Source organism: Dyadobacter sp. Leaf189, assembly GCF_001424405.1.
Classification (GTDB): domain Bacteria; phylum Bacteroidota; class Bacteroidia; order Cytophagales; family Spirosomataceae; genus Dyadobacter.
Genome location: NZ_LMPS01000005.1, coordinates 564,793 through 589,686, shown reverse-complemented (window position 1 = coordinate 589,686; position 24,894 = coordinate 564,793). Strand labels below are relative to the sequence as shown.

25 protein-coding genes are annotated in these 24,894 nt (G+C 47.9%); 18 read left to right on the top strand and 7 right to left on the bottom strand.

Annotation, left to right across the window (positions count from 1 at the left end):
• Positions 1-9 precede the first annotated feature (9 nt).
• Positions 10-1,716 carry a thiamine pyrophosphate-binding protein gene (locus tag ASG33_RS16880; protein ID WP_056287709.1) on the bottom strand — a complete coding sequence of 569 codons (1,707 nt, stop codon included), beginning with the start codon at positions 1,714-1,716 and terminating at the stop codon, positions 10-12.
• Positions 1,706-2,533, bottom strand: coding sequence for a type 1 glutamine amidotransferase domain-containing protein (locus ASG33_RS16875; RefSeq protein WP_056287707.1), 828 nt, complete (start codon positions 2,531-2,533; stop codon positions 1,706-1,708). Before ASG33_RS16875 ends, ASG33_RS16880 begins: the two co-directional genes overlap by 11 nt.
• 537 nt (positions 2,534-3,070) lie before the next feature.
• Between ASG33_RS16875 and ASG33_RS16865 the strand changes: the two genes are divergently transcribed.
• The 4 genes from ASG33_RS16865 to ASG33_RS16850 all read left to right on the top strand — a co-directional run bounded on the left by ASG33_RS16865 (position 3,071) and on the right by ASG33_RS16850 (position 6,965).
• Positions 3,071-4,030 carry a GAF domain-containing protein gene (locus ASG33_RS16865; RefSeq protein ID WP_056287704.1) on the top strand — a complete coding sequence of 320 codons (960 nt, stop codon included), beginning with the start codon at positions 3,071-3,073 and terminating at the stop codon, positions 4,028-4,030.
• Positions 4,027-5,073, top strand: coding sequence for a sensor histidine kinase (locus tag ASG33_RS16860; protein WP_056287702.1), 1,047 nt, complete (start codon positions 4,027-4,029; stop codon positions 5,071-5,073). The genes ASG33_RS16865 and ASG33_RS16860 overlap by 4 nt, the downstream gene beginning before the upstream one ends.
• Positions 5,070-5,837 (top strand): LytTR family DNA-binding domain-containing protein, encoded by a 768-nt coding sequence (locus ASG33_RS16855; protein WP_056287700.1) that lies wholly within the window; start codon positions 5,070-5,072, stop codon positions 5,835-5,837. The genes ASG33_RS16860 and ASG33_RS16855 overlap by 4 nt, the downstream gene beginning before the upstream one ends.
• 138 nt (positions 5,838-5,975) lie before the next feature.
• Positions 5,976-6,965: a bestrophin family protein gene (locus ASG33_RS16850; RefSeq protein WP_056287698.1), complete on the top strand. Its 990-nt coding sequence runs from the start codon at positions 5,976-5,978 to the stop codon at positions 6,963-6,965.
• Positions 6,966-7,048: 83 nt separating this feature from the next.
• Here the strand turns inward: ASG33_RS16850 and ASG33_RS16845 are convergent, their stop codons facing one another.
• The 3 genes from ASG33_RS16845 to rluF all read right to left on the bottom strand — a co-directional run bounded on the left by ASG33_RS16845 (position 7,049) and on the right by rluF (position 9,506).
• Complete coding sequence (locus ASG33_RS16845; protein WP_056287697.1) at positions 7,049-7,819, bottom strand: hypothetical protein; 771 nt, start codon at positions 7,817-7,819, stop codon at positions 7,049-7,051.
• A gap of 139 nt (positions 7,820-7,958) precedes the next feature.
• Entirely contained in the window at positions 7,959-8,663 is a 705-nt protein-coding gene (locus tag ASG33_RS16840) for a hypothetical protein (protein WP_056287695.1), read from the bottom strand.
• Between the two features lie 96 nt (positions 8,664-8,759).
• Positions 8,760-9,506, bottom strand: a complete 747-nt coding sequence (rluF, locus tag ASG33_RS16835) for a 23S rRNA pseudouridine(2604) synthase RluF (RefSeq protein WP_056288601.1) — start codon at positions 9,504-9,506, stop codon at positions 8,760-8,762.
• Between the two features lie 159 nt (positions 9,507-9,665).
• Between rluF and ASG33_RS16830 the strand changes: the two genes are divergently transcribed.
• Entirely contained in the window at positions 9,666-10,967 is a 1,302-nt protein-coding gene (locus ASG33_RS16830) for an acetylxylan esterase (RefSeq protein WP_056287693.1), read from the top strand.
• Positions 10,968-11,022: 55 nt separating this feature from the next.
• Positions 11,023-12,327, top strand: a complete 1,305-nt coding sequence (locus tag ASG33_RS16825) for a Gfo/Idh/MocA family protein (RefSeq protein WP_056287691.1) — start codon at positions 11,023-11,025, stop codon at positions 12,325-12,327.
• Between the two features lie 133 nt (positions 12,328-12,460).
• On the opposite strand, the gene ASG33_RS16820 is transcribed toward ASG33_RS16825, so the two are convergent.
• Positions 12,461-12,817: a hypothetical protein gene (locus ASG33_RS16820; RefSeq protein WP_056287689.1), complete on the bottom strand. Its 357-nt coding sequence runs from the start codon at positions 12,815-12,817 to the stop codon at positions 12,461-12,463.
• A 179-nt stretch (positions 12,818-12,996) separates the two neighbouring features.
• On the bottom strand, positions 12,997-13,323 hold the full coding sequence (locus tag ASG33_RS16815) for a hypothetical protein (protein WP_056287688.1): 327 nt from the start codon (positions 13,321-13,323) through the stop codon (positions 12,997-12,999).
• 92 nt (positions 13,324-13,415) lie between these two features.
• Here ASG33_RS16815 and ASG33_RS16810 point away from each other — a divergent pair, with 92 nt between their 5' ends.
• The 12 genes from ASG33_RS16810 (at position 13,416) to egtB (ending at position 24,882) form a co-directional block, all read left to right on the top strand.
• Complete coding sequence (locus tag ASG33_RS16810; RefSeq protein ID WP_056287686.1) at positions 13,416-14,153, top strand: electron transfer flavoprotein subunit beta/FixA family protein; 738 nt, start codon at positions 13,416-13,418, stop codon at positions 14,151-14,153.
• A 29-nt stretch (positions 14,154-14,182) separates the two neighbouring features.
• Positions 14,183-15,157 (top strand): electron transfer flavoprotein subunit alpha/FixB family protein, encoded by a 975-nt coding sequence (locus tag ASG33_RS16805; RefSeq protein ID WP_056287684.1) that lies wholly within the window; start codon positions 14,183-14,185, stop codon positions 15,155-15,157.
• A 228-nt stretch (positions 15,158-15,385) separates the two neighbouring features.
• Positions 15,386-15,979: a bifunctional nuclease family protein gene (locus ASG33_RS16800; protein ID WP_056287682.1), complete on the top strand. Its 594-nt coding sequence runs from the start codon at positions 15,386-15,388 to the stop codon at positions 15,977-15,979.
• Positions 15,980-16,114: 135 nt separating this feature from the next.
• Positions 16,115-16,993 carry an ABC transporter permease gene (locus ASG33_RS16795; protein ID WP_056287680.1) on the top strand — a complete coding sequence of 293 codons (879 nt, stop codon included), beginning with the start codon at positions 16,115-16,117 and terminating at the stop codon, positions 16,991-16,993.
• Between the two features lie 29 nt (positions 16,994-17,022).
• On the top strand, positions 17,023-17,238 hold the full coding sequence (locus ASG33_RS16790; protein ID WP_056287678.1) for a DUF3098 domain-containing protein: 216 nt from the start codon (positions 17,023-17,025) through the stop codon (positions 17,236-17,238).
• Entirely contained in the window at positions 17,235-18,014 is a 780-nt protein-coding gene (locus ASG33_RS16785) for an undecaprenyl-diphosphate phosphatase (protein WP_056287676.1), read from the top strand. Before ASG33_RS16790 ends, ASG33_RS16785 begins: the two co-directional genes overlap by 4 nt.
• Positions 18,015-18,047: 33 nt before the next feature.
• Positions 18,048-18,749 (top strand): tRNA pseudouridine(55) synthase TruB, encoded by a 702-nt coding sequence (gene truB, locus ASG33_RS16780; protein WP_056287675.1) that lies wholly within the window; start codon positions 18,048-18,050, stop codon positions 18,747-18,749.
• Positions 18,746-19,672: a bifunctional riboflavin kinase/FAD synthetase gene (locus ASG33_RS16775; protein WP_056287673.1), complete on the top strand. Its 927-nt coding sequence runs from the start codon at positions 18,746-18,748 to the stop codon at positions 19,670-19,672. The genes truB and ASG33_RS16775 overlap by 4 nt, the downstream gene beginning before the upstream one ends.
• Before the next feature lie 86 nt (positions 19,673-19,758).
• Positions 19,759-21,141: a mercuric reductase gene (locus ASG33_RS16770; RefSeq protein WP_056287671.1), complete on the top strand. Its 1,383-nt coding sequence runs from the start codon at positions 19,759-19,761 to the stop codon at positions 21,139-21,141.
• A gap of 30 nt (positions 21,142-21,171) precedes the next feature.
• Positions 21,172-22,167: an ABC transporter ATP-binding protein gene (locus tag ASG33_RS16765; protein WP_310589208.1), complete on the top strand. Its 996-nt coding sequence runs from the start codon at positions 21,172-21,174 to the stop codon at positions 22,165-22,167.
• Complete coding sequence (locus ASG33_RS16760) at positions 22,167-23,744, top strand: ABC transporter permease/substrate-binding protein (protein WP_056287668.1); 1,578 nt, start codon at positions 22,167-22,169, stop codon at positions 23,742-23,744. The genes ASG33_RS16765 and ASG33_RS16760 overlap by 1 nt, the downstream gene beginning before the upstream one ends.
• A complete protein-coding gene (egtB, locus tag ASG33_RS16755; protein ID WP_056287666.1) occupies positions 23,725-24,882 on the top strand; it encodes an ergothioneine biosynthesis protein EgtB in 1,158 nt (385 codons plus the stop codon). Before ASG33_RS16760 ends, egtB begins: the two co-directional genes overlap by 20 nt.
• The last annotated feature ends 12 nt before the right edge of the window (positions 24,883-24,894 follow it).

The window sequence follows — 24,894 nt, the reverse complement described above, 5'->3', positions numbered from 1 at the left end:
GGTAATCGCTTATTGTGAACAGTTCACTTTCACCCAGTCAGATTTGTGGTCACCTTCCAGGACGAGGTCAATCAGGAATGGCTTATCATCTGCCAGCATGCGTTCGATTGCCGGTAAAATATCTTCTTCTTTCTCAACACGAACTGCCTCTACGCCCATTGACTGCGCGAGAATGTCAAAACGGATTGCCGGATAAGAAAGGTCGAATGGAAGCGGGAATGGATGTTTATCAATTTCGCGCTCCTTCCAGTATTGGTCGATATTGAGCTGTAAAAGCTTGTAGGAACCGTTGTTGCAGACTACGAATTTGGCACCGGCATTGTGACGAACAGCCGACCATAATGTCTGAATCGTGTACATACTGCCGCCGTCGCCGGAGAAGCCGATCACCGTTTTTTCAGGGTTTGCAAGCTTCACTCCGATAGCGCCCGGAAATCCTACGCCCAATGATCCTCCGCGGGTTGTAAAATACTGTCCTGCTGCTTTTTGAGGAATGTATCTGCTTACAGCGGGCGAGCTGGTGAGGGCTTCGTCGAAGATAACGGTCTCGTCCAGGTTCAGCTTCTCTGCAAGTACTTTCGAGAACTGCGCCATACGCAGCGGCGATCCTGAATATTGCTGGTCAGCTTCTTTCTCCTTCGCTATCTTTTCACTCTTCGCGGTACCGATCTCCTCTATACGCTGAATTACTTCGGCCATTTGGTCCGTCGAGATCATCGCTTCAAGTACCTCGGCGAGTTCCGCCAGCGAGAGCTTGGGATCACTTACCACGCCCAGGTCAACCCGGTGGTTTTTGGCGATCTCGTATGCATTCAGGTCAAAGTGGATCACTTTCGCTTCGGGTGCATAAATGTCACCGAGCTCAGGGAAAACTTCGGGTACCATATAAGTACCTACGATGAGGTTCACATCACCTTTCGTTGTGATCGGGTGGCTGTAAGATCCGAACATGTGACCGGTGGTACCCTGGTAAAGCGGGTGCGTATTATCCATCACCACGTCGCCGAATTCCACGCCGTAAACTTCTGCGCCGAGCAGCTCTGCCACTTTGGTAAGCTCAGGAATCGCGTCGGAATAAGCTACGCCGTCGCCGACGAAGATCATGGGCTTTTCTGCATTGAGCAATATCTCGGCAGCTTCGCGGATCAGGTCTGAATGTGGTAAAACGCGGGTTGATGGAATGCAGCTTGGAAATACCGGCTCATCGTTGAGCTCGTCCAGCACGTCCATAGGCAAACACACATAAACAGGCCCCATTGGTGCAGTAGTAGCAATCTTGATCGCCCTGCGTAATGTTCTCAGCAGTGATTTGGACGAAGTTGCCATGGTAGCATACTTGGTCACAGGTGCCATCATTGCCACCAGATCGTTGGCCATTTGTGCATCCATATTCATGTACTGCACACCGGCGTCAGACCCGATTACAACAAGCGGCGCGTGGCCTCTTTTTGCCTGGTAAATCGCTCCTACTGCGTTTCCGATCCCGGGCGAGCTGTGCAGCTGCACCAGGGTTGGTTTCTGTGTAGCCCTTGCATATCCGTCGCCCATCATTACTGCGATGGTCTCCTGCAGGGTAAGTATATACTTCATGTCCGGATATTCGGCCAGTGCGTCAAGGAAACCCTGCTCCACTGTACCCGGGTTCCCGAACATGAAGTCCATTCCGTCGGCCAGGAACTGTTCAATAATCTTCTGATTTCCGGTTTTACCAGCCATAACGGGTGAGCCCTTTATCCAATACGTTTACAAACTGTTCTCCGAACTCAAATGAGCATTGCAGCGAGCGCGCGGTAATAAATGGATAGTCGACGATAACAGAAGTTTCCTTACCGAAATTGCCGTGGTACTGTCCGTTCGGCCCTACTGCATCTGTCAGGATGTATTCAAGGACATATGGTGGGGGCCCCATGTTCAGGTCTGTGTGCAGGAAGCCGGTACCGTCGTGGTAATCGTATTCAATGCAGTGACCAGTTACGTGCTTGCCGTTGATGATCGATTTTCTTTCGTTGAAATCCCTTGCGAAAACAAGTGGTGCCACGCCGTAGCAAATTCCTGCCACAGGCATTTTCTTGTTGTAAAAAGCAAGGGTCAGGTCGTGTACGCGCTGGTTGTTGACCATATCGATGATCGGCCCGCTGCCGCCTACGAGCAGCAATGCAGCATACTCTTCGGTTACATTTTCCTGGGCGGTTTTCAGGTCAGCATAGTACTTCTCGAATGCTCTCAGAAAGTCGGGAGTTGAGAAATACGGACGTTGTGGAATTACTTCCGACAGGTTAAGCCTGTTTTCAAGTCTGTTGCTTGCTTCAAACGCTTTTACTTTTTCAGCTGCGATTGGTGTCGTTACACAAACACCTAGAGGAGGGTCTACATAAGTAGTGTCATAGCTTGGCGGAAGGGCTTCTGCCTTTTTGCCATTGGGGGTGATGAATTCAACAGTGTAACCTGCTTCTTCCAGCTTTTCGAGCGGTCCAACCAACTCAATACCCCAATATCCGTATTCTGACAGGACGGCAAGTATTTTTTTTGACATAGATAATGAGTGTTTTTAAGGGTAGTTGTATTAAAACAAAAAAGGAACGTTGAGTAAAATAGTAGCGGCGTGTGTGCTTTCGGTGTACAAATATGTCGACACGGTTAGCGAGCAGGATTCAAATAATAATCGAAACTGAAAAATACCACGGTGAACCGGTTGATTCCAGACCTCAAACCGCCGGGTATTTGCTGAACCGTTTAAATCGATATCTGAACCTTCTGAAAAGTCTGCGAAGCCGAAAAGTAAAGCATTGAAGAAAAAAGAAGCATTTTGGAGAATTGACTTTTTGCCGCTTTTTTGTGTGGTTATCCGTGAAAACAATAGTAATATTTCTACCTTTATCAGTATACTTGCAAAACACTAGTTTGCTGCGCACTGCGTTGTAAACTGACAGCCCCCACACTTGAAACACACGCACCGGGAAAAATCAGACCTTCATCAAGCGAACCCGGTAATTCTCAGACCGGTACGATTTTGAGAAGATTCAGGCGCGATTGCCAATACAATCTTAAAGAATACACCTTGCTCTAAGTTATGAAACCTTTGAACCTCCTGATCGTTGCCATCCAACGCGAGTGGCTGAATCTCCTGGAAGATTCCCTGAGCTATGCCGGTTACCAGTTTCAGATCAAAAAGGTAGATTCCAAACAATCGGCGATCAAAGCATTCTACGAAGCCAAATACGACCTGCTTATATCTAATTGCGTACTGCCCGACGGTAAGATCACCGACCTGGCCGACCTGCTTGGCAGCCAGCTGCCCTGCCTCGTGATGTCGGAAACGCATTGTCCGGTTACCTCACAGCTCACGCTCGCTGTAACTGACACCAATTATTACATGAACTGTTACGATAAGCTCGGCTGGATCCCGGCTTTGGAAAATACATTGGCCAAATGGCGCAGCAACGCAGAACAGAAGATCAGCCAGCATTTACAGAGCAACGATGATCTTTACAGAAAGGTACTAGCCCGCTGCGCCGAGCTGCTCGACAGTCCGGAGCTGACTGCCTCCGAAGCTGCTACCAGCACATTTGAACTGGTGACAGAAGTAATGAGCCTGGGCAGAATGTACCTGTGCGTGGCGCAAAATGCCGGCGACGGCGGATTGCATATCGTAAAAAAAGCAGAAGCTGCGGGTTCGGGCGTCTCTCTCAAACATTCGCTTTCCCAAAGCCCCCTTGATATCCCCTACTTTTCCAGGTGGCGGCCCCTGTTTGAGGCGGGTAACGTAGTTACTGAACTGGTATCCGAACTGCCAGTAAGTGAAAGCAAGTGGCTGAGCCGCCATGATATTCAATCGCTGCTGGCTGTACCGCTGACGCTGGAAGGCAAATGGATCGCCTACATCGCAGTGGAAGATACATTTGATCTCAGGATCTGGTCAGAAGCCGAGATGGAATTGATCGTTCGTCTCGCCGCATTGATCCAAAACAGTTTATTTACATCAAGAAAATCAACTTTGTCGGCAGCAGCAATACTTAGCAACGTGGCATGACCCCCGACATGAATTACCGGAACGGGATGTCTTTGGGCTGGCGTCTCTGTTTCATTTTAAGTCTTTTTGCCACAATTCCCCGGCTGATATTCGTGTGGCCGGCGCTCTTCAATCCTGCGCGGATTGGGAGTGGTCTTCTCGACATCTGCATTCAGTTCATCATCAGCTTCGAGTTCGCCTGGATTTTCATTTACATCTGCCTGCATTACACCTATCAGAAGCCGAGCTGGTTTAACCGGCAAAGCAAGTGGGTACAAGCCGGGCTCCTCGTCTTACTATTCTTTGCGATCAACGAGATTCTCTTTCAGCTCAAACTCGCGCTGGACGAGGATAATACCAATATGATCATTTTCAGGGTAGTTTATTACCTCTATCATATATTATTGCTGCTCGCGATCCTGGGTTACCGCAACTTCTTGCTGACCACCCAGGCAAACCATGAGATCGGGCTGGAAAATGAGCAGCTCAAACGGGAGCAGCTTAAAGCGCAGCTCGAAGCATTGCGCAACCAGCTTAATCCGCATTTCCTTTTCAATGCATTAAACATCCTGAATATCTCCATTGCCACCAATCCCGACCTGGCGCAACGCATTGTACTCGACTTGTCGGATATCCTTCGTTACAATCTGAAAGTACAAAACCAGGGACTTGTGCTGCTTACCGACGAGCTGGCGGCGGCGCGTGCTTACCTCGACCTGCACAAGGCGCGCTTTGGCGACAAAATGGCTTTCGACTTCATTGACACCGAAACGGGAAAGGAATGGTATGTGGTCCCATTGTCCCTGCAGATATTGATTGAAAATGCGATCAAGCACAATGTGATTACAAGTACGCAGGTCCTGTTTATCGAAATCCGGCTGAACGAGCAGGAAAAGCAGGTGATTGTAATGAATACGATTAACAAAAAAGCCAATTCGGGAGGAACGGGCATCGGATTGCAAAATCTCGACAAGCGCTATAAGATACAGACCGGCCAGAAACCCTCCCTGATTGAAGACGAACAACAGTTTACAGTAAAAATTCCTCTGATTGAAGCTCCATGACAAGAATCCTGATCATTGAAGACGAACAACCCGCAGGGCAATACCTGACACAGCTGATCCAAAAGATCGATCCGAAAACTGTAATCCTGGATATCCTGGAAAGTGTTGAAACGGCTGTAAACTGGCTTAGCAACAACATTGTACCCGACCTGATCTTCCTGGATGTACAGCTGGGCGACGGTACCTGCTTTCAGGTTTTTGAACAAATATCAATCGGCTGCCCGGTAATTTTTACTACCGCACATGACGAATATGCATTGCGCGCATTCAAGCTCAACAGCATCGATTACCTGCTCAAACCCATCAGGCAGGAGGCATTGAAATTCAGTCTTGACAAGTACTACCAGCTCAATGAGGAGAATGCGATCAACAAGGTGAAGTATCTTGAAGAATTAATGCATACCCAAATCCTGAACCGGCGAAACCCTCGCAAGAGCTTCCTGGTCCCCTATCGTGACAAGCTGATCCCGCTGCGCGATGTGGATTTTGCGTGGCTTACAATCCGTAACAGCGTGGTAGTAGCTACCCTGCATGACGACCGTAATTTTGTCATAGACAAATCCCTCGAAGAACTCGAAAATCAACTGGACCCCACCAACTTTTTCCGTGCAAACCGCCAGTTTATCATCTCACGACAATGTATCCAGGAAATTGAGCTATACTTCAATGGAAGGCTGCTTCTGCGCACAAACCCGGTTTCGCCGAACCAGATCCTGATCAGCAAGGAACGCGTTCCGGTGTTTAAAAAGTGGTTTGAAGACTGATATAAGGATACAGGAAGCCCGTTTTACACTTGCAATTTGGCTGTTTGATTTGCATTATTTCCGCTTCGCCCAGAAAGTCGGCTCGGCTTAGGAGAAAAAGGGAAAGATTTGCAGCATTACAATTTCTACTAAACTACCATGTATACTGCCCGCGAGATCAAGCTGGGAATCGTCCTTTCCTTCGCCTGGAAAACCCTGGTGTTCTTTTTCCTTTACGCCTCCGCACTTTGCGCGATAAGCTATTTGTCGGGCCACACGCTCGGCGTTTCATTTGTCCCGATTGGTCTGATCGGTACCGCGGTTGCCTTTTACGTGGGTTTTAAAAACAATTCGTCTTACGACCGGCTGTGGGAAGCACGCCGCATCTGGGGCGCGATCGTAAATGCGAGCCGCACTTTCGGTGCAACAACTTGTACCTACATTCAATCCGAAGGGACGGGTAAAGGATCAGTGAAGGCGCAACTGATCCACCGGCACATTGCTTACGTTAATGCAGTCCGCATTCAGTTGCGGTCTAAAAGCGTTTGGAACGATCCGGGCGCGACGGCCAATGCAGTCGTGGAAGAACAGCACATTCCCGCCGACCAGTCGATGCCGGATATGCTAAACCGCTTTTTACCTGCCGACGAAGCCGCCTTCTACCAGACCCGCAAAAACCCGGCGACCCATATTATGAAAGCGCAGGCGAAGCAGCTCGACGACGAGTTCCGGGCGGGGCGGATCAATGAGCTGTTTTACTTTCATATGATGAACCTGGTGCAGGAGTTTTACAACCAGCAGGGCGCTGCCGAGCGGATCAAGAACTTTCCTTTTCCCCGCCAGTATGCATATTTCAGCAAAGTGTTCGTGTGGCTTTTCATTCTTGCCCTCCCATTCGGGCTGATCAATGAATTTGCCAAGCTGGGCGACGGATTGATTTTTCTGGCGATACCAAGTTATGTCCTGATCGCGTGGGTTTTCCATACAATGGAAATTGTGGGAGATACAAGCGAAAATCCCTTTGAAAACGCGATTAACGATGTCCCTATGACGTCAATCTGCCGCACGATCGAGATCGATTTGCGTGAAATGCTAAATGAGACTTCCATTCCCGCGCCTATTACGGCGGTGAATAATATTTTGATGTAGTTCGTTGTGCCAAGAAATCAAAAAGCCATTTCATTACCTGAAATGGCTTTTTGATTTCGATTTAGATCAGGTTCTCTCTGCTGTTACTTCTTTACGTGAAGGGTGAACTTACCATAATCCACAGTTTGGTCTGCGTAGATTACATAAGATCTGATATACATTTCATTGAGAGCAGGCTCTGTAATCGCTAGCTTGACTCCCAGGAGCATTTCGTTTTTTGGAGCTAGTATGTTTGCCATTGTGGCATTTTTATGATCAGCCACAGTCGGAGCAGGATTTATCGCCTGATTAGCGGCAACATTGTACGAATAAACTAGTCCATATTCCAGTATTACCTTGCTTCCTATGTCCTTGACAATATATCCGGTGTTATAAGGCTTGTTAAGTTCAGGGCTTCCGAACACTTCTACTACCGCCTTTCCCCCAAGGTCCGGGCTATACTTCATCACGTTTCCGTAAACAGTTTTTCCATTGCCTAACATTGCATAGGCGCGATAGTATAATGCAAAAAAGCCCTTAGGCGCAGTTGCCGCGGAATTGCTTAGGTTTCCAAGCGCGGGACTTCCTGTAAACTCTTGCTTTTCATAATCTATCGTAGGCATCTCCGAATATGATAAGCTGAGATCGTAGAATGCTGGCGAATAAGCTATACCATAGGACGTGATTTGGACATTTCCCAAGTTCTGGAATGCCATTCTGAGATTCAGCTTTCCTCCGGCTGAAATATCCATAGGCAATGTCGAGAGAACCGGCACTATTTCCGGCGTTTGAGGCACCACGTGGTCTTCACATGAGAAGCTAAAAAGGAAGAGCATCGTCAATAATGCTGCAAATTGAAGGGAGATTTTTTTCATAACTGCGCCATTTTGGTTGATTTTGGCACAAGTATAAAGTTCAAGCGGATGTTACAAATTACATGTTGGCCCACCCACTATTTAACGGTTTCATTCTAATTATTATTCGGTCTCATCTTTTGTGTATGACTATTAAACGTCAAAGCTCATTGCAAAAAACAATCGCTTTTTCCAGGTCTCCTGCTGATTCGAAGTTCACCTGGTTTTCCCGGAGGTATTTGTTAACTGCGCTCTTTTTTGATGGGAAAACTTTCAGGAGATTGTTCCGGTTGGCAACATATAATATGTTGTTTTTATCAATAAAGAAAAAGACTGCGCGCCTGGCGAGCATTACTCTCTCGTTGACATTCAAAAACTGGTATTCACCAGTTGAGTTTACAAAAGTAGAGTAGCTGGAAATCGCGGACGTAGACGAGTACTGCCCGTAAGCAGCATTTTTTTCGTGATCCATTTTGGCAAGAAACTCCTTTCTGCCCAGCTTCACATCACCGAGATCGCGTTCGAGTCGCACGTGTCCGTGGCCCTTCTGATAGTAGAAAATGTCGTTTGCAATCAAAATGTGATTGATGTAATCTGCGTTGGCGAAAAGCATGGTGTCACGCGCCGGACTGATAAACATCACTTCTCCGTGCACCCTGTTGTAATTCATCTTTGCCCTCGAACTATTACCATTCCTGAAAAATACCTCCCCGTCGCGAAAGTCGGGGAACTGGTACCGGCCTTCGTAGGGTATCACCTTATTTGCGTCATTTCCTGTTTTTACCTGGTAAGTGTTTTTGCCGGATTGTGCATTTGCGGAAACAGCCAGCAATGTAGTAAACAGAAAAAGCGGGAGGTACTTCATGGCAGCAAGTGACTGGCTATATGAATATTTACGTTTAAATTTAAATAAATCCGATAAACTTTTCACGCAGCGAGCCGGCTACAACCCGACATTTTCTTATTCTTCCCAGTTGTCAATCACCGAACCTTCCTGTGTTTTAACAGAACTCTCGACGGCCGCATTGATTTCCGCCATTTCCTCCTCAGTGAGATCGCGCCACTTACCTACCGGCAGACCGTCAAGTGTCACATTCATTATACGCACTCTTTTCAATTTAGTCACCTGGTACCCCAGGAATTCGCACATTCTGCGTATCTGCCGGTTAAGTCCCTGTGTAAGAATGACCCTGAACACGAAGCTACCCTCCTTTTCTACGACGCACTTCCGCGTGACCGTTCCGAGTACCGGAACGCCTGCGCCCATTCTTTCGATGAACCCGTCGGTAATGGGCTTGTTGACCGTCACCACGTATTCTTTCTCGTGGTTATTGCCGGCGCGCAGGATTTTGTTGACGATATCTCCGTCGCTGGTCAGGAATATCAGCCCTTCCGAAGGTTTGTCCAGTCTGCCGATCGGGAAAATGCGTTCCTTGTGGCGGATATAGTCAATGATGTTACCTTTTACATTTTTCTCCGTAGTACAGGTAATTCCCACCGGCTTGTTGAATGCGATGTACACTCCTGCCTTTTTCGCTTTCAGGAGTTTTCCATTCACACGTACATCGTCAGCTGCCGAAGCCTTGTCGCCTAGCACCGCCACTTTCCCATTTAATGTAACCTTTCCCTGCTCAATCAGCTTGTCGGCCTCGCGGCGTGAGCAGTAACCTGTCTCGCTGATAAACTTATTTATTCTTGTTAATTCCAATTTGTTGCGGATTTGAATCAAAAAACAACTTCGGTTGACAAAGCAAATTTGGGTTGATTTTGAAAAATTATCATCGTTCAGACAAAGAATTCGTGGTTTTGCAACTTTACCCTTCATCTCTAAATCTATTTACAAATAAGAAAGATCATTTATTATTCTATGAAAAATCGTCTCCTGCTCTGCCAGCTTTTCTTTTGGCTAACCGTCCTGACACTTCAGGCACAGCCCGCGCGCCGGCCCGTGGAAGTAATTGTGAGTACCAATCATGAGGACTGGACTTACAAAACGGGCGAAAAAGTGCAGTTCACCGTACAAGTCCTGAGAAATGGATTTCCGGTCAAAAATGCGCAGCTGCGATATGAAATTGGGTTGGAGAAGATGGACCCGACTATTAAAGAAAGCAAAACTGCTGCCGATGGAAAACTGACCATTGACGGCGGCACATTGAAAGCACCCGGTTTTCTGAGGTGTATTGTTTGGGCCAATGTAGACGGAGGCGAGTTCCGCGGTCTGGCTACTGCCGCATTTGAACCACTGAAAATTCAGCCGACGGTTTCAAACCCGGAAGACTTCGATACATTCTGGGCCAATGCAAAAAAGGAGCTGGCTGCTGTACCAATGGATGCAAAAATGACGCTGCTGCCTGAGCGCTGCACAGAAAAAACAAATGTGTATCACCTTAACCTGCAAAATAACAGACCAGGTGTAAGGGTTTACGGTATTTTGAGTATCCCGAAAAAGGAAGGTAAATATCCTGCATTACTGCGGGTACCTGGTGCGGGAGTCCGTGGCTATTATGGTGACGTCGCCACTGCTGATAAGGAGATTATCACACTCGAAATCGGCATTCACGGGATTCCGGTCACAATGGACCCGTCGGTTTACATTGATCTTGGACAAGGTGCTTTGAACGGGTATCCTGCTTACAATCTTGACGACAGGGACAAATTCGTCTATAAAAAGGTATATCTCGGTTGCGTGCGTGCCAACGATTTCCTTGTTAGTCTGCCGCAGTTCGACGGCACCAACCTTGCGGTTACCGGCGGCAGCCAGGGTGGCGCATTGTCAATCGTAACAGCCGGTCTCGATCCCCGCGTAAAATGGCTGGGCGCATTTTACCCTGCATTGAGTGATGTAACGGGTTACCTGCACGGCCGGGCAGGCGGCTGGCCTCATTACTTTGACAAAAACGGAGTTAGTGTCAATAATACGAATGCGAAAGTGGCGACTGTGGGCTACTATGATGTGGTTAATTTCGCAAGACGCGTAAAAGTGCCTGGATTGTACATATGGGGTTTTAACGACGAAACCTGTCCGCCTACTTCCATGTATGCTGCCTACAACGTAACCACCGCGCCCAAAGAACTGAAACTGTACCAGGATACCGGCCACTGGACTTACCAGGAAGAGAGAGATATTATGAATAACTGGCTGGTGGAGAAGTTGAAGGGGAAGCAATGAGAAATGATTGAATGAGTGAGCATCTTCCAATCCCAACAAACGATATTATAAAATTATGGATCGCAGGAGTTTTATTGAAAAATCTGCATTGGCGGGAGCGGCGTTTTCTTCGCTGCCGTTATTAACTGCCCTGAGGAGAGCATCTCCGTACAAAACTGCATTGATCGGTGCGGGCTGGTGGGGTACCAATATCCTGCGTTGCGCCATGCAGGCAGGCGAGTCAAAGCTGGTGGCGCTTTGTGACGTAGATCAGAACCAGCTGAAAACGTGTGCGGAAGTTTTTTCCAAGCTCTCACCAGATAAGCCGAAGCTGTACAGGGATTATCGTGAAATGCTGGCGAAGGAAAAGCCCGAGATCGTGATCGTTGCCACGCCGGACCATTGGCACGCACTCTGCTGCATTGCGGCAATAGAGTCAGGTGCGCACGTGTACGTGGAAAAACCCATTTCGCACACCATTAAAGAAGGACGTGCAATGGTAAACGCCACGCGCAAACACGGCAGAATTGTGCAGGTAGGTACGCACAGGCGCGTCTCGCCTCATAATGTTTCAGGAATGCAGTTTCTGAAATCCGGGAAAGCGGGCAAGATTGGAATGGCGCGTGCATTTGTTCATTATGGCGGAGGCCCGGGACAGAAAACGCCCGATCAGGAGCCGCCACAAGGTCTTGACTGGGACTTTTACTGCGGACCTGCGCCTTTGGTACCTTATAATAAGACGATCACACCAAGAGGGTTTCGTAATTACCTCAACTTTGCCAACGGTACGCTGGGCGACTGGGGAATTCACTGGCTTGATCAGGTTTTGTGGTGGTCGGAGCAGAAGTACCCGAAGAAGATATACTCCACCGGAGGTCGCGCAATTCGCCAGGATAATACGGACGCGCCCGATCACCAGGTAGCTGTTTACGATTTCGACGGCTTTACGCTGGAATGGGAACATCGTAATTTTGCCGCAAACAATGCGGAGAAAACCCACCCTCAGCAAGCTGTTGGCGTTTATTTCTACGGAACGGAAGGTACTTTCCACATGGGCTGGCTAGACGGATGGACATTCTATCCGACTGACCCGAAAAAGCCCGTTATCCACGAAGATGCGAAGCTGAATAAGCCCGACGATCAGAATATCCAGGAACTCTGGGCCAATTTCCTGAATTCAATTAAAACCAACAAGCCGCCGATCTGCGAGATCGAGGTGGGCCAGCGTTCGACAAACGTGGCGCTGCTGGGAATGCTGTCTTACAAGCTCGGCAGAAGTATTGTGTGGGACGGAGAAAAAGAAACGATCGAAGGCGATGCAGAGGCAAACAAGCTGCTAAGCCGGGAGTACCGCGGGGAATGGAAGTATCCAGAAGTGTAGAGTTTTGTTTTTGTCATTTAATGACACTTCAATGACAAAACCTGACTATTAACAAACCATTCAAAATCCCAGGATGCACAAAAAACAGGTGACGCTCCTTAGAGAAGCGCCACCTGTTTGCATTTCAATTTGGTCAGTCAATTTTCACCACTTCTGCGGGAATGTTGTACTGGTCAATGATCTCACGTGTGAAACGTACGTGCCCGCGTGGCGCCATAAGATACAGCTTTGCCCCTTTCATTCCTGCCAATTCACTCAGCAGTTTCCATTTGGAGATATTGCCTCTCATCTGATCGCTCTTGATAGAGACTTCCAGGTAGTGTCTGTTGAACATATTCACTCCCGTAACGTCAGGAGTAAACTTAGCATTGTCGGCTGCCCTTTCATAGGATTTCGGGGTTTCGTAGCCTTCTATATTAGCCTGAATGTCCTTAAATCCGTGGGCTTTGGCCCACTTTACTACTTGTGGTATAAACAGTTCTTTTTCCATAATGCTGTGCATAAGTAAATGTCTCTCCCGGTGACCTACAAGGAAAGCTATTTTAAAAAATCGGGCTAAATATTGATGAGGAAGAATTATAAATGCCGGAGAGTCGCTGGCAAAATATAGAACTATACACGAATATAGCGCATTTTAGGGCATTTATCCAAATTTTTACACAAAATAACTCAGTCTTCGAGCTCGTCGAGTAAATTATTGTAAGCACCCTGCAACTCACGTAACGCTTTGGCATTGTTTTGCCTCCGAGCAAGTTCCACACCTTTCTGATAAATTTCCTCAGCTTTTTTAACCTCGCCACTTTCTGCAAAAAATGCGCCAGCGTGATAGTAAGTTGGAAGATAATCTGCGTGACCATCCAGCAGTTTGTTAAAATACACTTCCGCCTGACCTGCATCCGATTTCATGTACTCGATTGCAAGTGCGTAAATGTTAAATGGATCGTTGGGATCCTCCTCGTAAAATGCCAGTAAGTTGGTCAGTAATGTGCTGCTCATTGCAAAGTATTATGCTTGCATACTATTTCTATTTCCTTTAATTTGCCCGTCAAAGGTTTTGTCACAAACATAATACAGGTAACCAAATACTCATGAAAATTCTCGTTTGTATTACCAATGTACCCGATACAACATCCAAAATAACTTTCACCGATAACAATACCCGGCTGAACAAAGCGGGGGTGCAATATATTATCGGGCCTTACGACGATTATGCACTTGCAAGGGGTGTTGAATTGAAGGAAAAAACAGGCGGTACGCTCACGGTGCTGCACGTAGGAGAAGCCGATGCAGAGCCGCAGATCCGCAAAGCGCTGGCTATCGGCGCAGATGATGCTATTCGTATCAATGCAGAGCCGCTGGATTCCTACTTCACTGCGGTGCAGATCGCGGCGATTGCCCGGGAGGAAAACTACGACCTGATTTTAATGGGCCGGGAATCCATCGATTATAATAGCGGCGTGGTGCACGGAATGGTCGGTGAAATGCTGGGGATCAACTCCTACTCGCCCGTCATGAAACTGGAACTGGAAGGCAGCACAGCCACGATCACGCGTGAAATTGATGGTGGAAAGGAGATCCTCAAAGCCAACCTGCCGCTTGTACTCGGCTGCCAGGAACCGATTGCAGAATGGAAAATTCCGAATATGCGCGGGATTATGACAGCCAGAACAAAGCCTCTCAAAGTGGTGGAGCCGGTGGCAACGGAGGAAATGAGCGCGCCTGTGGCCTACTCGCTTCCTGCTCCAAAAGGAGCCTGCAAGATGATCCCGGCAGCAGAGGCTGAGACACTGATTCGGCTGCTGCAAACAGAAGCAAAGGTTCTTTAAGCTTCATCCAAAATCTAAATCAAGAAATCATGTCCGTATTGATCTTTATAGAACTGGATAACGGTTCAATCAAAAAAACTTCACTGGAAACAGTCGCCTATGGTGCGAAAGTGGCCGCTCAGGTAAACGGAAAAGCGGTTGTACTTGCAATTGGCGATGCAAGTTCTGCCGAGCTCGAAAAGGCCGGCCATTATGGCGCTGAAAAAGTGCTGCACGCGGCTGGTGAAAAGCTCGCTCATGAAAACAGTCTGGCCTATGCCGATGTGCTGGTGCAGGCATCTGCTCAGGAACAAAGCCAAATCATTGTTTTACCAAAATCCGGACTAGGTGACGCCATTGCTGCCAGGGCCGCGGCCAGGTTGAAAGCCGGTGTAGTCTCGGGTGTAACTGCATTGCCCGAAACAGAAGGTACATTTAAGGTAACCCGCAGCATTTTCACCGGCAAGGCATTTGCGACAACTGAGATCAAGTCGGAGATCAAGTTCCTGGTGGTAAGAAAGAATGCAATCGAAATAGACGAAGCCGGACTGAATACCGCCGGTGCGACCATAGAGCCGTTTTCACCTGCATTGCGCGATGCCGATTTTCAGGCGAATGTAGTTGATGTAGAAAAAGCAAGTGGTGAATTGTCATTGACTGAGGCCGAGATCATTGTATCGGGAGGCCGCGGAATGAAAGGTCCGGAACACTGGCAGGCGCTGCTCGACCTGGCAAGTGCACTCGGCGCAGCTACCGGATGCTCCAAGCCCGTTTCCGACCTCGACTGGCGACCGCATCATGAACATATCGGCCAAACCGGCATTAAAGTGGCGCCCAACCTTTATATCGCCTGCGGTATTTCAGGTGCGATACAGCATCTGGCCGGCGTGAACGGATCCAAATGCATTGTGGTGATCAACAAAGATCCTGAGGCGCCGTTCTTTAAGTCGGCAGATTACGGAGTTGTGGGTGACGTATTCGAAATCCTGCCCCGGCTTACGGCTGCTGCAAAGGCGATCAGATGAGAATTCGCGCATTTTCAGCGTTTAAATGAATATTTGCCAAAACAGAAATAAAAAATAGCTTCTAAATCAGTCCCTTAACGAGGTATATTTGGGAGCATTCGGTTTTAAGGCCGATGATAACCCGTGCACGATTTTTTTATGCAGCACGGGTTATTTATTTTTGCATCAAAAATTCCGCCCAGGCACAATTCACACAGCTGTTAACCATATTTGCGCATTTAGTTTAACGTGAAAAAAATCAAGTTAGAAATTCTGGGACTTTCACCGAGCCAGTCACAGGCCGGATCTTTCGCTCTTGTTCTAGGGGAGGAATTGGGCAACCGTCGCCTACCCATTATCATCGGCGTTTTCGAAGCCCAGGCTATTGCCGTGCAGATAGAAAATATAGTCCCCAATCGCCCGATGACGCACGACCTGTTCAAGTCATTTGCCGATGGAATGAATTATACATTGAAGGAAATCGTCATTTCGGACCTCAAAGAAGGTATTTTCTATGCAAAAATCGTTTGCACGGATAATCTGAGAGAAGTTGAGATTGACGCCAGACCTTCCGATGCCATCGCGATCGGCTTGCGTTTCGATATCCCCATTTTTACCTACGAAGCCATTTTATCCGAGGCCGGTATCGTATCCAGTTCATTATCCGACGAAGAAGATGAGGATGAAGATGCCGTGCGGGAAACCGTTAAACCTTCCGGCTCCAAGGATGTGATCCGGGATTTGTCACTGGACGAATTACAGCGCATGCTGGACGACGCACTTTCGAAAGAAGATTACGAAAAAGCGGCGAAGATCCGTGATGAAATGGGAAGAAGGAACTGATCTGTTACCTGCTCATTTAAGTTAAAAATAGTTAAGGAAAGCCGCTTATCCGGCTTTTTTGAATTATAAATCCCTATTTTTGCCACTGTCACTTTGTGGTAGCCCGCATTCACAAAAGCGAAATTCAGAGCCGCTATGCCTAAAAAGAAAAAGATTGGAAGTTACCCGAATGCAATGATTGTGATGAGCCTTACGGCCGCCCTGTTTCTCATTGGTTTTTGCGGACTTCTGGTGATCCAATCTAAGAAACTGGTTTCGATCATTCGCCAGAATATTGAGGTTCGTATTTTCCTCGACAAGCAGTTGACGAAAGCCGCAGAAGACTCTATTCTCAATGTTGTGAAAGTGAAGCCTTTCGTTCTCAACTCTGCTGAGGCCAAAGCCATTACTTTCGTCTCCAAAGAAGAAGCAGCCAAGGAATTCATAGAAGGTACCAAAGAGGATTTCGCTACTTTCCTCGGCGAAAATCCATTGCGGAACAGCTACCGTGTCAAGATCCACGAAGACTATTTTGAAGAAGCCAAGCTCGCCCAGATCAAGAAAGACCTGGAACAGATCAAGGGTGTTTACGAAGTGGTTTATCAGGAAGACCTTGCGGATAATATCAACCGGAACGTTACAAAAATTTACATTGTACTCGCCAGCTTTGCATTCATCATGCTGATTATCATTGTGTTGCTGGTAAACAATACGATCAAGCTTGCTATTTACTCGCAGCGTTTTCTCATCCGGAGTATGCAGCTTGTAGGTGCTACAAACGGCTTTATTCAGCGACCTTATGTAGTGCGCGGCGCCATTCAGGGACTGGTTGGTGGCGTTTTAGCGGGCGTTCTGCTGGTCGTGTTGCAGCAGGTTGCAGTGCGGAATGTGGAGGGACTTGCAATGTTGCAGGAGTACGATAAGATTGCGATACTCGTCGGAACAGTGCTCGTGCTGGGAATCCTGATCGGCGTTTCGAGTACATACCAGTCGCTGGCGCGGTACCTGCGCATGACGCTGGATGATTTATATTGATAAGAATAAGCTTTCAACAAGAACAAGATATGAACAGCAAAAAGAATGAACTACCGTTCTCGGCGTCCAACTACACGACGATGCTGATAGGTATTGCAGTAATCCTCGCAGGTTTCCTGATCATGAGCTTTGATTCAACGGAATTCGGTTTCGGCTTCCTCGGACTGACCCTCGGGCCCATTGTGACGGTTGTGGGCTTTGTCATCGAGTTTTGGGCGATCTTACGTAAACCGGCAAATTCATGAGTATTTGGCAGGCCATTATCCTGGCAATCGTTGAAGGAATAACAGAATTTCTACCCGTTTCTTCCACCGGGCACATGATCATCGCTTCCTCCTTCATGGGGATCAGCCACCTGGAATTCACAAAAATGTTCACCGTGAATATCCAATTCGGAGCGATCTTGTCGGTATTGGTTTTATACTGGAAACGCTTTTTCCAGACCACCGATTTCTATATCAAGCTTTTCGTTGCATTCCTTCCGGCCGCAGTAATCGGCTTCCTGCTGAATGATTTCATAGATGCGCTGCTGGAAAACGTGGTAGTGGTGGCAGTATCCCTGCTCGTGGGTGGTATCATCCTGATTTTCATCGACAGAATTGCAAACGATACAAGCAGTGAAAAGGAAATTACCCTGCCTACTGCATTGAAAATCGGGTTTTTCCAGTGCATTGCAATGATACCCGGCGTTTCCCGCTCAGCTTCTACCATTATCGGCGGAATGTTACAGGGATTATCCAGAAAGCAGGCGGCAGAGTTTTCATTCTTCCTTGCCGTACCTACCATGGCCGCTGCTGGTGGCTATAAGCTGTTGAAAACGTACGATACGATCAAAGCGGAGGATATTCAGACGTTGCTGATCGGAAATGTGGTAGCATTTGTCGTTGCGATGCTTGCGATCAAATTTTTCATCAGCTTTCTTACCAAATACGGTTTCAAGGTTTTTGGTTACTACCGCATTATCCTCGGATTGATTTTACTGGGTCTGCTTGCTTCGGGTTACAAGCTCGATGTTGTATAAGCCAGGCTCTTCGCCCACCAAAATGATTTTACATTGAATAGTAATACCAATACACCGGATGAAGGAGAAGTCATTTTAGTTGACAAACCTTTAACCTGGACCTCATTTGATGTTGCTAACAAGCTCAAAAGAGCCTGTAAATTCAAAAAAATCGGTCACGCCGGTACACTTGATCCCCTGGCGACGGGTTTATTGATTTTATGTACCGGTAAAAAAACCAAGCAGATCGATACCTATCAGGCGCAGGAAAAAGAGTATACGGGCACATTTGTGCTGGGAAAAACAACTCCCTCCGTTGATCTCGAAACTGAATTCGACGCCGAATACCCTACCGACCATATCAATGCAGAAGTGCTCGAAGCCGCACGTAAAAGGCTGACAGGACTGATCGAACAGGTACCACCTATTTACTCTGCCGTGCGCGTTGATGGCGAGCGGCTTTACAAAAAAGCAAGGCGCGGCGAAGTAGCTGAAATCAAGAAACGTACTGTGGAGATCTCCCTTTTCGAGATTGATGCTGCGCGCTTTCCGGAGATTGATTTTAGGATCATTTGTACAAAAGGTACTTATATTCGCAGTATTGTTCGTGATTTCGGTGAGTTCGCCGGAAGCGGCGCGTACCTGAGTGCATTATGCAGGACCAGAATAGGCGCCTTCGAACTAAAAGATGCCTGGAATCTGACCGATTTCATTCATCAGAAACGAGTAGCTCTGAAGTTAGATGTTGACGAATGAAAATTTATCATAGCCTCGATTCCTTCTCCAAACTGGAATACGGCGTAGTTACAAGTGGCACTTTCGATGGTGTTCACCTGGGACATCAAAAAATACTCTCGCGCCTGCTGGAAATCTGCCGGCGAACTGGCGGAGAGTCCGTGGTGCTGACTTTCTGGCCCCACCCACGGACGGTAGTTTCCGAAGACAGTCAATCCTTACAGCTTTTATCGACCGTTGAGGAAAAGATCGAGCTTTTTGCCCAGCTCGGAATCCATCACCTGGCCATTGTTCCATTCACCCGCGCATTCTCCGAACTGTCTTCTGACGAATTTATTCAGCAGATACTCGTTGACAAGATCGGCACCAAAAAGCTGGTTATCGGTTACGATCACCGTTTTGGCAGGAATCGGGAGGGTAGCTTTGAATTCCTGCAGGAAAACTGTTCAAAATATGGATTTGAAGTGGAAGAGATCCTGCGCGCTGACATTGAAAATATGGCGATCAGTTCTTCCCGCATCCGCAAAGCATTGATCACCGGCCACATTGACGAAGCCAATGAGCTGCTCGGCAGGGCGTATACGCTTTCAGGGACTGTGGTGAAAGGCAAACAACTGGGCCGCACAATCGGCTTTCCGACTGCGAATGTACATCTTCATGAATCGTACAAGCTGGTGCCGATGAATGGCGTTTACGTGATCCGCGCCACCTACCAGGATATCAGTTACAATGGAATGCTCAACATTGGCGTGCGCCCGACAGTTGACGGAACCGTACGTACGATTGAAGCGCATCTTTTTGATTTTGACAAAGAAATTTACGGAGAAGACCTGAAACTGGAATTGTTACATTACCTGCGTCTCGAGCAGAAATTCGGGGGTTTGGATATGCTCGTCAAGCAGATCCAGATCGACAAAGAGAGCACCCTCGCCTACTTCTCCTGAGCAACTGATTTTACTTAGCTTACCAAAAGCGTGTCTTAACGGCACGCTTTTATTATTTTAAGAGAAAATAACACGCAATTCCAAACATGAAACACTACGACGCGATTGTAATTGGCTCGGGCCAGGCAGGAACTCCCCTATCCAGAAAGTTGGCAGAGTCCGGAATGAAAACAGCTCTCATAGAAAGACGCTTCGCCGGAGGAACTTGTGTTAACGACGGCTGCTCCCCTACAAAAGCCATGATCGCGTCAGCTAAAGCTGCCTGGGTCGCGAAAAACAGCGCGGAACTCGGAGTGAATACGCAGCAGGTGAATGTGGATTTTACTACTGTGAGAAAGCGTAAAGACGAGATTGTGAAAAGAATGCGCGGCAACCTGGAAAAGGGATTTGCCAATACCAAAAACCTGGATGTGATTTACGGAAACGCTGCATTCAGTGGGAATAAAGAGGTAAGTATCCAATTGAATGACGGAGGCGAGGAAGTACTTACAGCCGATCTGATCTTTATCAATACAGGTTTGAGCCCGGTAGTGCCGGATGTGGCGGGGATCAGCGGCATTAATTATCTCACTTCCACTACGATACTTGACATTGATGAAGTGCCGGAACATTTGCTGATTCTGGGGAGCGGCTACATCGGACTGGAATTTGGTCAGATGTTCACTCGCTTTGGTGCGAAAGTTACCATTCTTGAACCTTCTGAAAGGATCCTGAAACATGAAGATGAAGATATTGCCGAAGCAATCACGGAAATACTGGAAAAGGAGGATATCGAAATTCTTACAAACACCAAGGCCGTAGAATTCACGAAAAGTAAAAAGGATATTCTGGTAACGGTTGACAGCAAGGGCGAAAACCGGACAATAGAATGCACACACGTACTTGTTGCAACCGGAAGAAAACCGAACACTGATCAACTCGAACCCGAAAAATCCGGCATTAAGGTGGATGAGAAAGGGTTTATCAGTGTAAATGATGAACTGGAAACCAATGTGAAGGGAATTTACGCAATTGGCGACGTAAAAGGCGGACCTGCGTTCACGCACATTTCTTACGATGATTACCGCGTGGTATCCAATATTGTGATCGATAAGAAGAAAGATTCCATTGCCGGCAGACAGCAACCTTATTGTATGTTTATTGATCCGCAGCTTGGCCGTGTCGGGATTACCGAAAAGGAAGCACTGGAAAAAGGATTGGACATTCAGGTGTATGCAATGAAAAACGACAGCGTGGCGCGTGCGATTGAAACAGGTGACACACGCGGGATGATGAAAGCTGTGGTAGATACCCGGTCTGGTAAAATCCTGGGTGCCGCTGTGCTGGCAGAAGAAGGCGGCGAGATCGTTACTGCGATTGAGCTGGCGATTATGGGCGGACTTACGTTTGACCAGCTGCGTGATGGAATCTTCGCCCACCCCACCTACTCAGAGTCGCTGAATAACCTGTTTACGGAACCTGTTCGCTAATTTGCCTGTATAGGTACATATTGCCGCCCATTGCGGTTAACAATCAGCTACCCAAGCAGCGACGTCACATCTATGATCCTGGCCAAAAACATCAGTAAACATTACGGAGAAATCCAGGCGGTCAGGAACATCTCATTTGAGGTAAAGCAAGGCGAAACAATGGTTTTGCTGGGTACGAGCGGTTGCGGGAAGACTACTACGCTTAAAATGATCAATCGGCTCATTGAGGCAAGCTCGGGGCAGATTGAGATCAATGGCGAAAGTATTTTTGATAAAAGTCCTGAACTGCTCCGACGTACAATCGGCTACGTTTCCCAGAACAATGGCTTGTTTCCACATTTTACTGTGCGCGAGAACATTGGTATTGTACCAAAACTGCAGAAATGGGATCAGCAAAAAACCAGGCAGCGGACAGAGCAGCTACTGGATCAGCTGCAACTTCCTGTCGGAGAGTTTGCCGGTAAATACCCGGATGAGCTCAGCGGAGGGCAGAAACAGCGTGTGGCTGTCGCTCGCGCCTTGATTGTCGAGCCAGCTGTTCTGTTAATGGATGAACCTTTCGGCGCTCTTGATCCTGTGACCCGTGCCGGTATCCGTCAGGAATTCCTGCGCTTACCTGAATTGAAAAAAACAACGATCGTGATGGTTACGCATGATGTCCAGGAAGCATTTGAGCTTGGCGACCGCGTTTCGATCATGGATAAAGGCGAGATTGTGCAGTCGGGTACCCCGTCGGAACTGCTGTTCAAGCCTGCCAATGTATTTATCAGTTCATTCTTTGATCATCAGCGACTTTTCTTCGAACTAAGTGCTATTAAATTCAGCCAGGTCTGGGATTTATTGCCTGATTCGAATGGAGACAAACAACCACAGTTTGATCCCGGTCAAAGTCTCTGGGAGGGATTAGGCTACTTATCAGATCACAACTTGCAGGAGTTATTTATAGCTGATTCTGCCGGAATTCAGAAGCGGGCTGACGAGACTGCTATTTTCCGGGTGTTCAATCAAATCAAAAGCGTGCATTAATGGAGCAGCAACAAGGTCTTTGGGATTTTATGACCCAGCAGTCCGACAAGCTGCTGAGCCAAACCGTCGCGCACATTGGTCTTACCTGCATTTCACTGCTGCTATCGGCAGCAGTGGCACTGCCCCTCGGCATCTGGATAGCCCGAAAGAACAAAGCGGCCTGGATTGTGCTGGGGATTGCCGGCATTTTACAAACAATCCCAAGTATCGCGCTGCTCGGATTTCTGATCCCGCTGCTCGGTATTGGCGCAATGCCCGCGATCACCGCGTTATTCCTTTACGCATTGCTCCCAATGATCAGGAACACTTATACCGGTATCAGGAACGTGGATCCGGCAGTTACAGAAGCAGCCCGCGCAATGGGAATGCGCGCTTCCGAGATCCTGCTGAGCGTGGAGCTTCCGCTTGCATTGCCCGTTATCCTGGCCGGCATTCGCACGGCGGCGGTCATCAATGTTGGCGTGGCTACGCTGGCGGCGTACATTGCAGCAGGTGGACTGGGCGAATTTATCTTCGGCGGCATTGCATTGAACAACAGTAATATGATCCTCGCCGGCGCGATTCCAGCCGCATTGCTGGCAATCATTTTCGACTTCCTGCTATCGCTTTTGCAAAAAGCAAATTTCCAAAAAATGAGATTGCTCCTTTTTGCCTTTCCCGTTCTGCTGGTTACCCTTTCCTCTTTTTACCTGCTTCCTGTTGCCCAAACGAAGCTTTTGGCAGGATTTACACCCGAATTCATGGGGCGGGAGGATGGCTATCTGGGATTAAAATCAAAATATGGACTGGATATCTCTACTGTCGTAATTAGCGACGCGGTTATGTACAAAGCTGCATTTGAAAAGAAGCTCGATGTGATCAGCGGGTACAGTACTGACGGTCGCCTGAAAGCTTTTGACCTGATCACCCTGGAAGATGACCGCCACATTTTTCCCCCTTATTATGCCTCGCCCCTGATCCGGAAAGATGCACTGGAACGCTACCCTGAGCTGGAAACTGCCTTGAACCTGCTTGCTGGCAAGATTAACGACTCGATCATGACAGAGCTGAATTACCGCGTCGACTACCTGAAACAAGCTCCCGAGCAGGTTGCCGCAGACTTCCTCAAATCCGTTGGATTGTACAAGAGATCGTTGAATGGGAATAAAGGCATTGTGCGGCTCGGTTCAAAGATCTTCGCGGAACAGTACATTCTGATCAATATGTATAAAATACTGATCGAGGGAAATACAATGCTGAAAACCGTAACGCGCACCGGACTGGGCGGGACGAAAATCTGCTTCGACGCACTCGCCAACAACGAAATAGATATGTACCCCGAATACACCGGAACCGGTTTGCTGGTTATCCTCAAACCCGACCCGCAGACTATCAAGAGGGTAAGTGGCAATCGGGACGAAACGTTTCAATACGTAAGTGAAGAATTCGGAAGACTTTACAACATGCAGTGGCTCACGCCGATCGGGTTCAACAATGCCTACGCATTGATGATGCGAAAACAACAGGCACAATCATTGCATATCAATTCCATAACCGCATTAAAACAGTACCTGTCTGATGACCAACCACAGCATTAGGGACGAATTCAACACCGTCAGAAAGTATAGCGAGCAGATTTGTGCTCCTCTTGCAAATGAAGACTATGTTCCGCAGCCCGTTCCTTTCGTAAGTCCGCCCAAGTGGCACCTGGCGCATTCCACCTGGTTTTTCGAGACCTTCATCCTGAAACAGTTCCAGCCGGGCTACAAAGAATACGATCCTGACTTCAATTTCCTGTTCAACAGCTATTACAACAATATCGGGGAACGTACAATGCGAACCGACCGCGGCAACATGACGCGACCAACAACGGAAGCTGTGTATGCATATCGCCGCCACGTAGATGCATGTATGCACGAGCTACTGGAACGCGACCTTGATCAGGATACCCTTTCGCTGATCAGGCTGGGGCTTCATCATGAGCAGCAGCACCAGGAACTTTTGGTCACTGATATCAAGTACATTCTCGGCCACAATCCGCTTTTTCCCGTTTATAAAGCCGGCCACAATCTTGTCGGTTCGGGGAATACAGAAACTGGCTTTCTGACTGTGCCTGAGGGCGTTTACGACATTGGGTTCTCCGGCGACGGTTTTTGCTTCGATAATGAGTTAGGGAAACACAAGGTATACCTGCACGAATTTGAGATCAGCAAAGGACTGGTTACCAATGCAGAATACCTCGAATTTATGAATGCGGGGGGGTATGCCGATTTTAACCTCTGGCTGGATGAAGGCTGGTCATGGGTGAATGAGCATGCGGTTAATGCGCCGATGTATTGGCATAAAGTGTCCGGCGAGTGGCATTACTTCACATTGGACGGGCTGCAAAAGGTGGATCCTGACGCGATTTTAAGTCACGTGAGCTTTTATGAAGCTTCTGCATTTGCGCAATGGAAACAAATGCGTTTGCCGACTGAATTTGAATGGGAAATCGCTTCTGTTAACCTCGACTGGGGTCAGCGTTGGGAATGGACCAACAGCGCCTACCTTCCCTACCCGGGATTTACCAAGGCGCCCGGCGCGGTCGGCGAGTACAATGGTAAGTTTATGATCAATCAAATGGTATTGCGTGGTGCTTCCGTAGCTACTTCGCCGGAGCATAGCCGACGTACTTACCGCAATTTTTTTCACGCCCCTGAACGCTGGCAGTATACCGGGATCAGGTTGGTTAAATAATCGTTTCACACC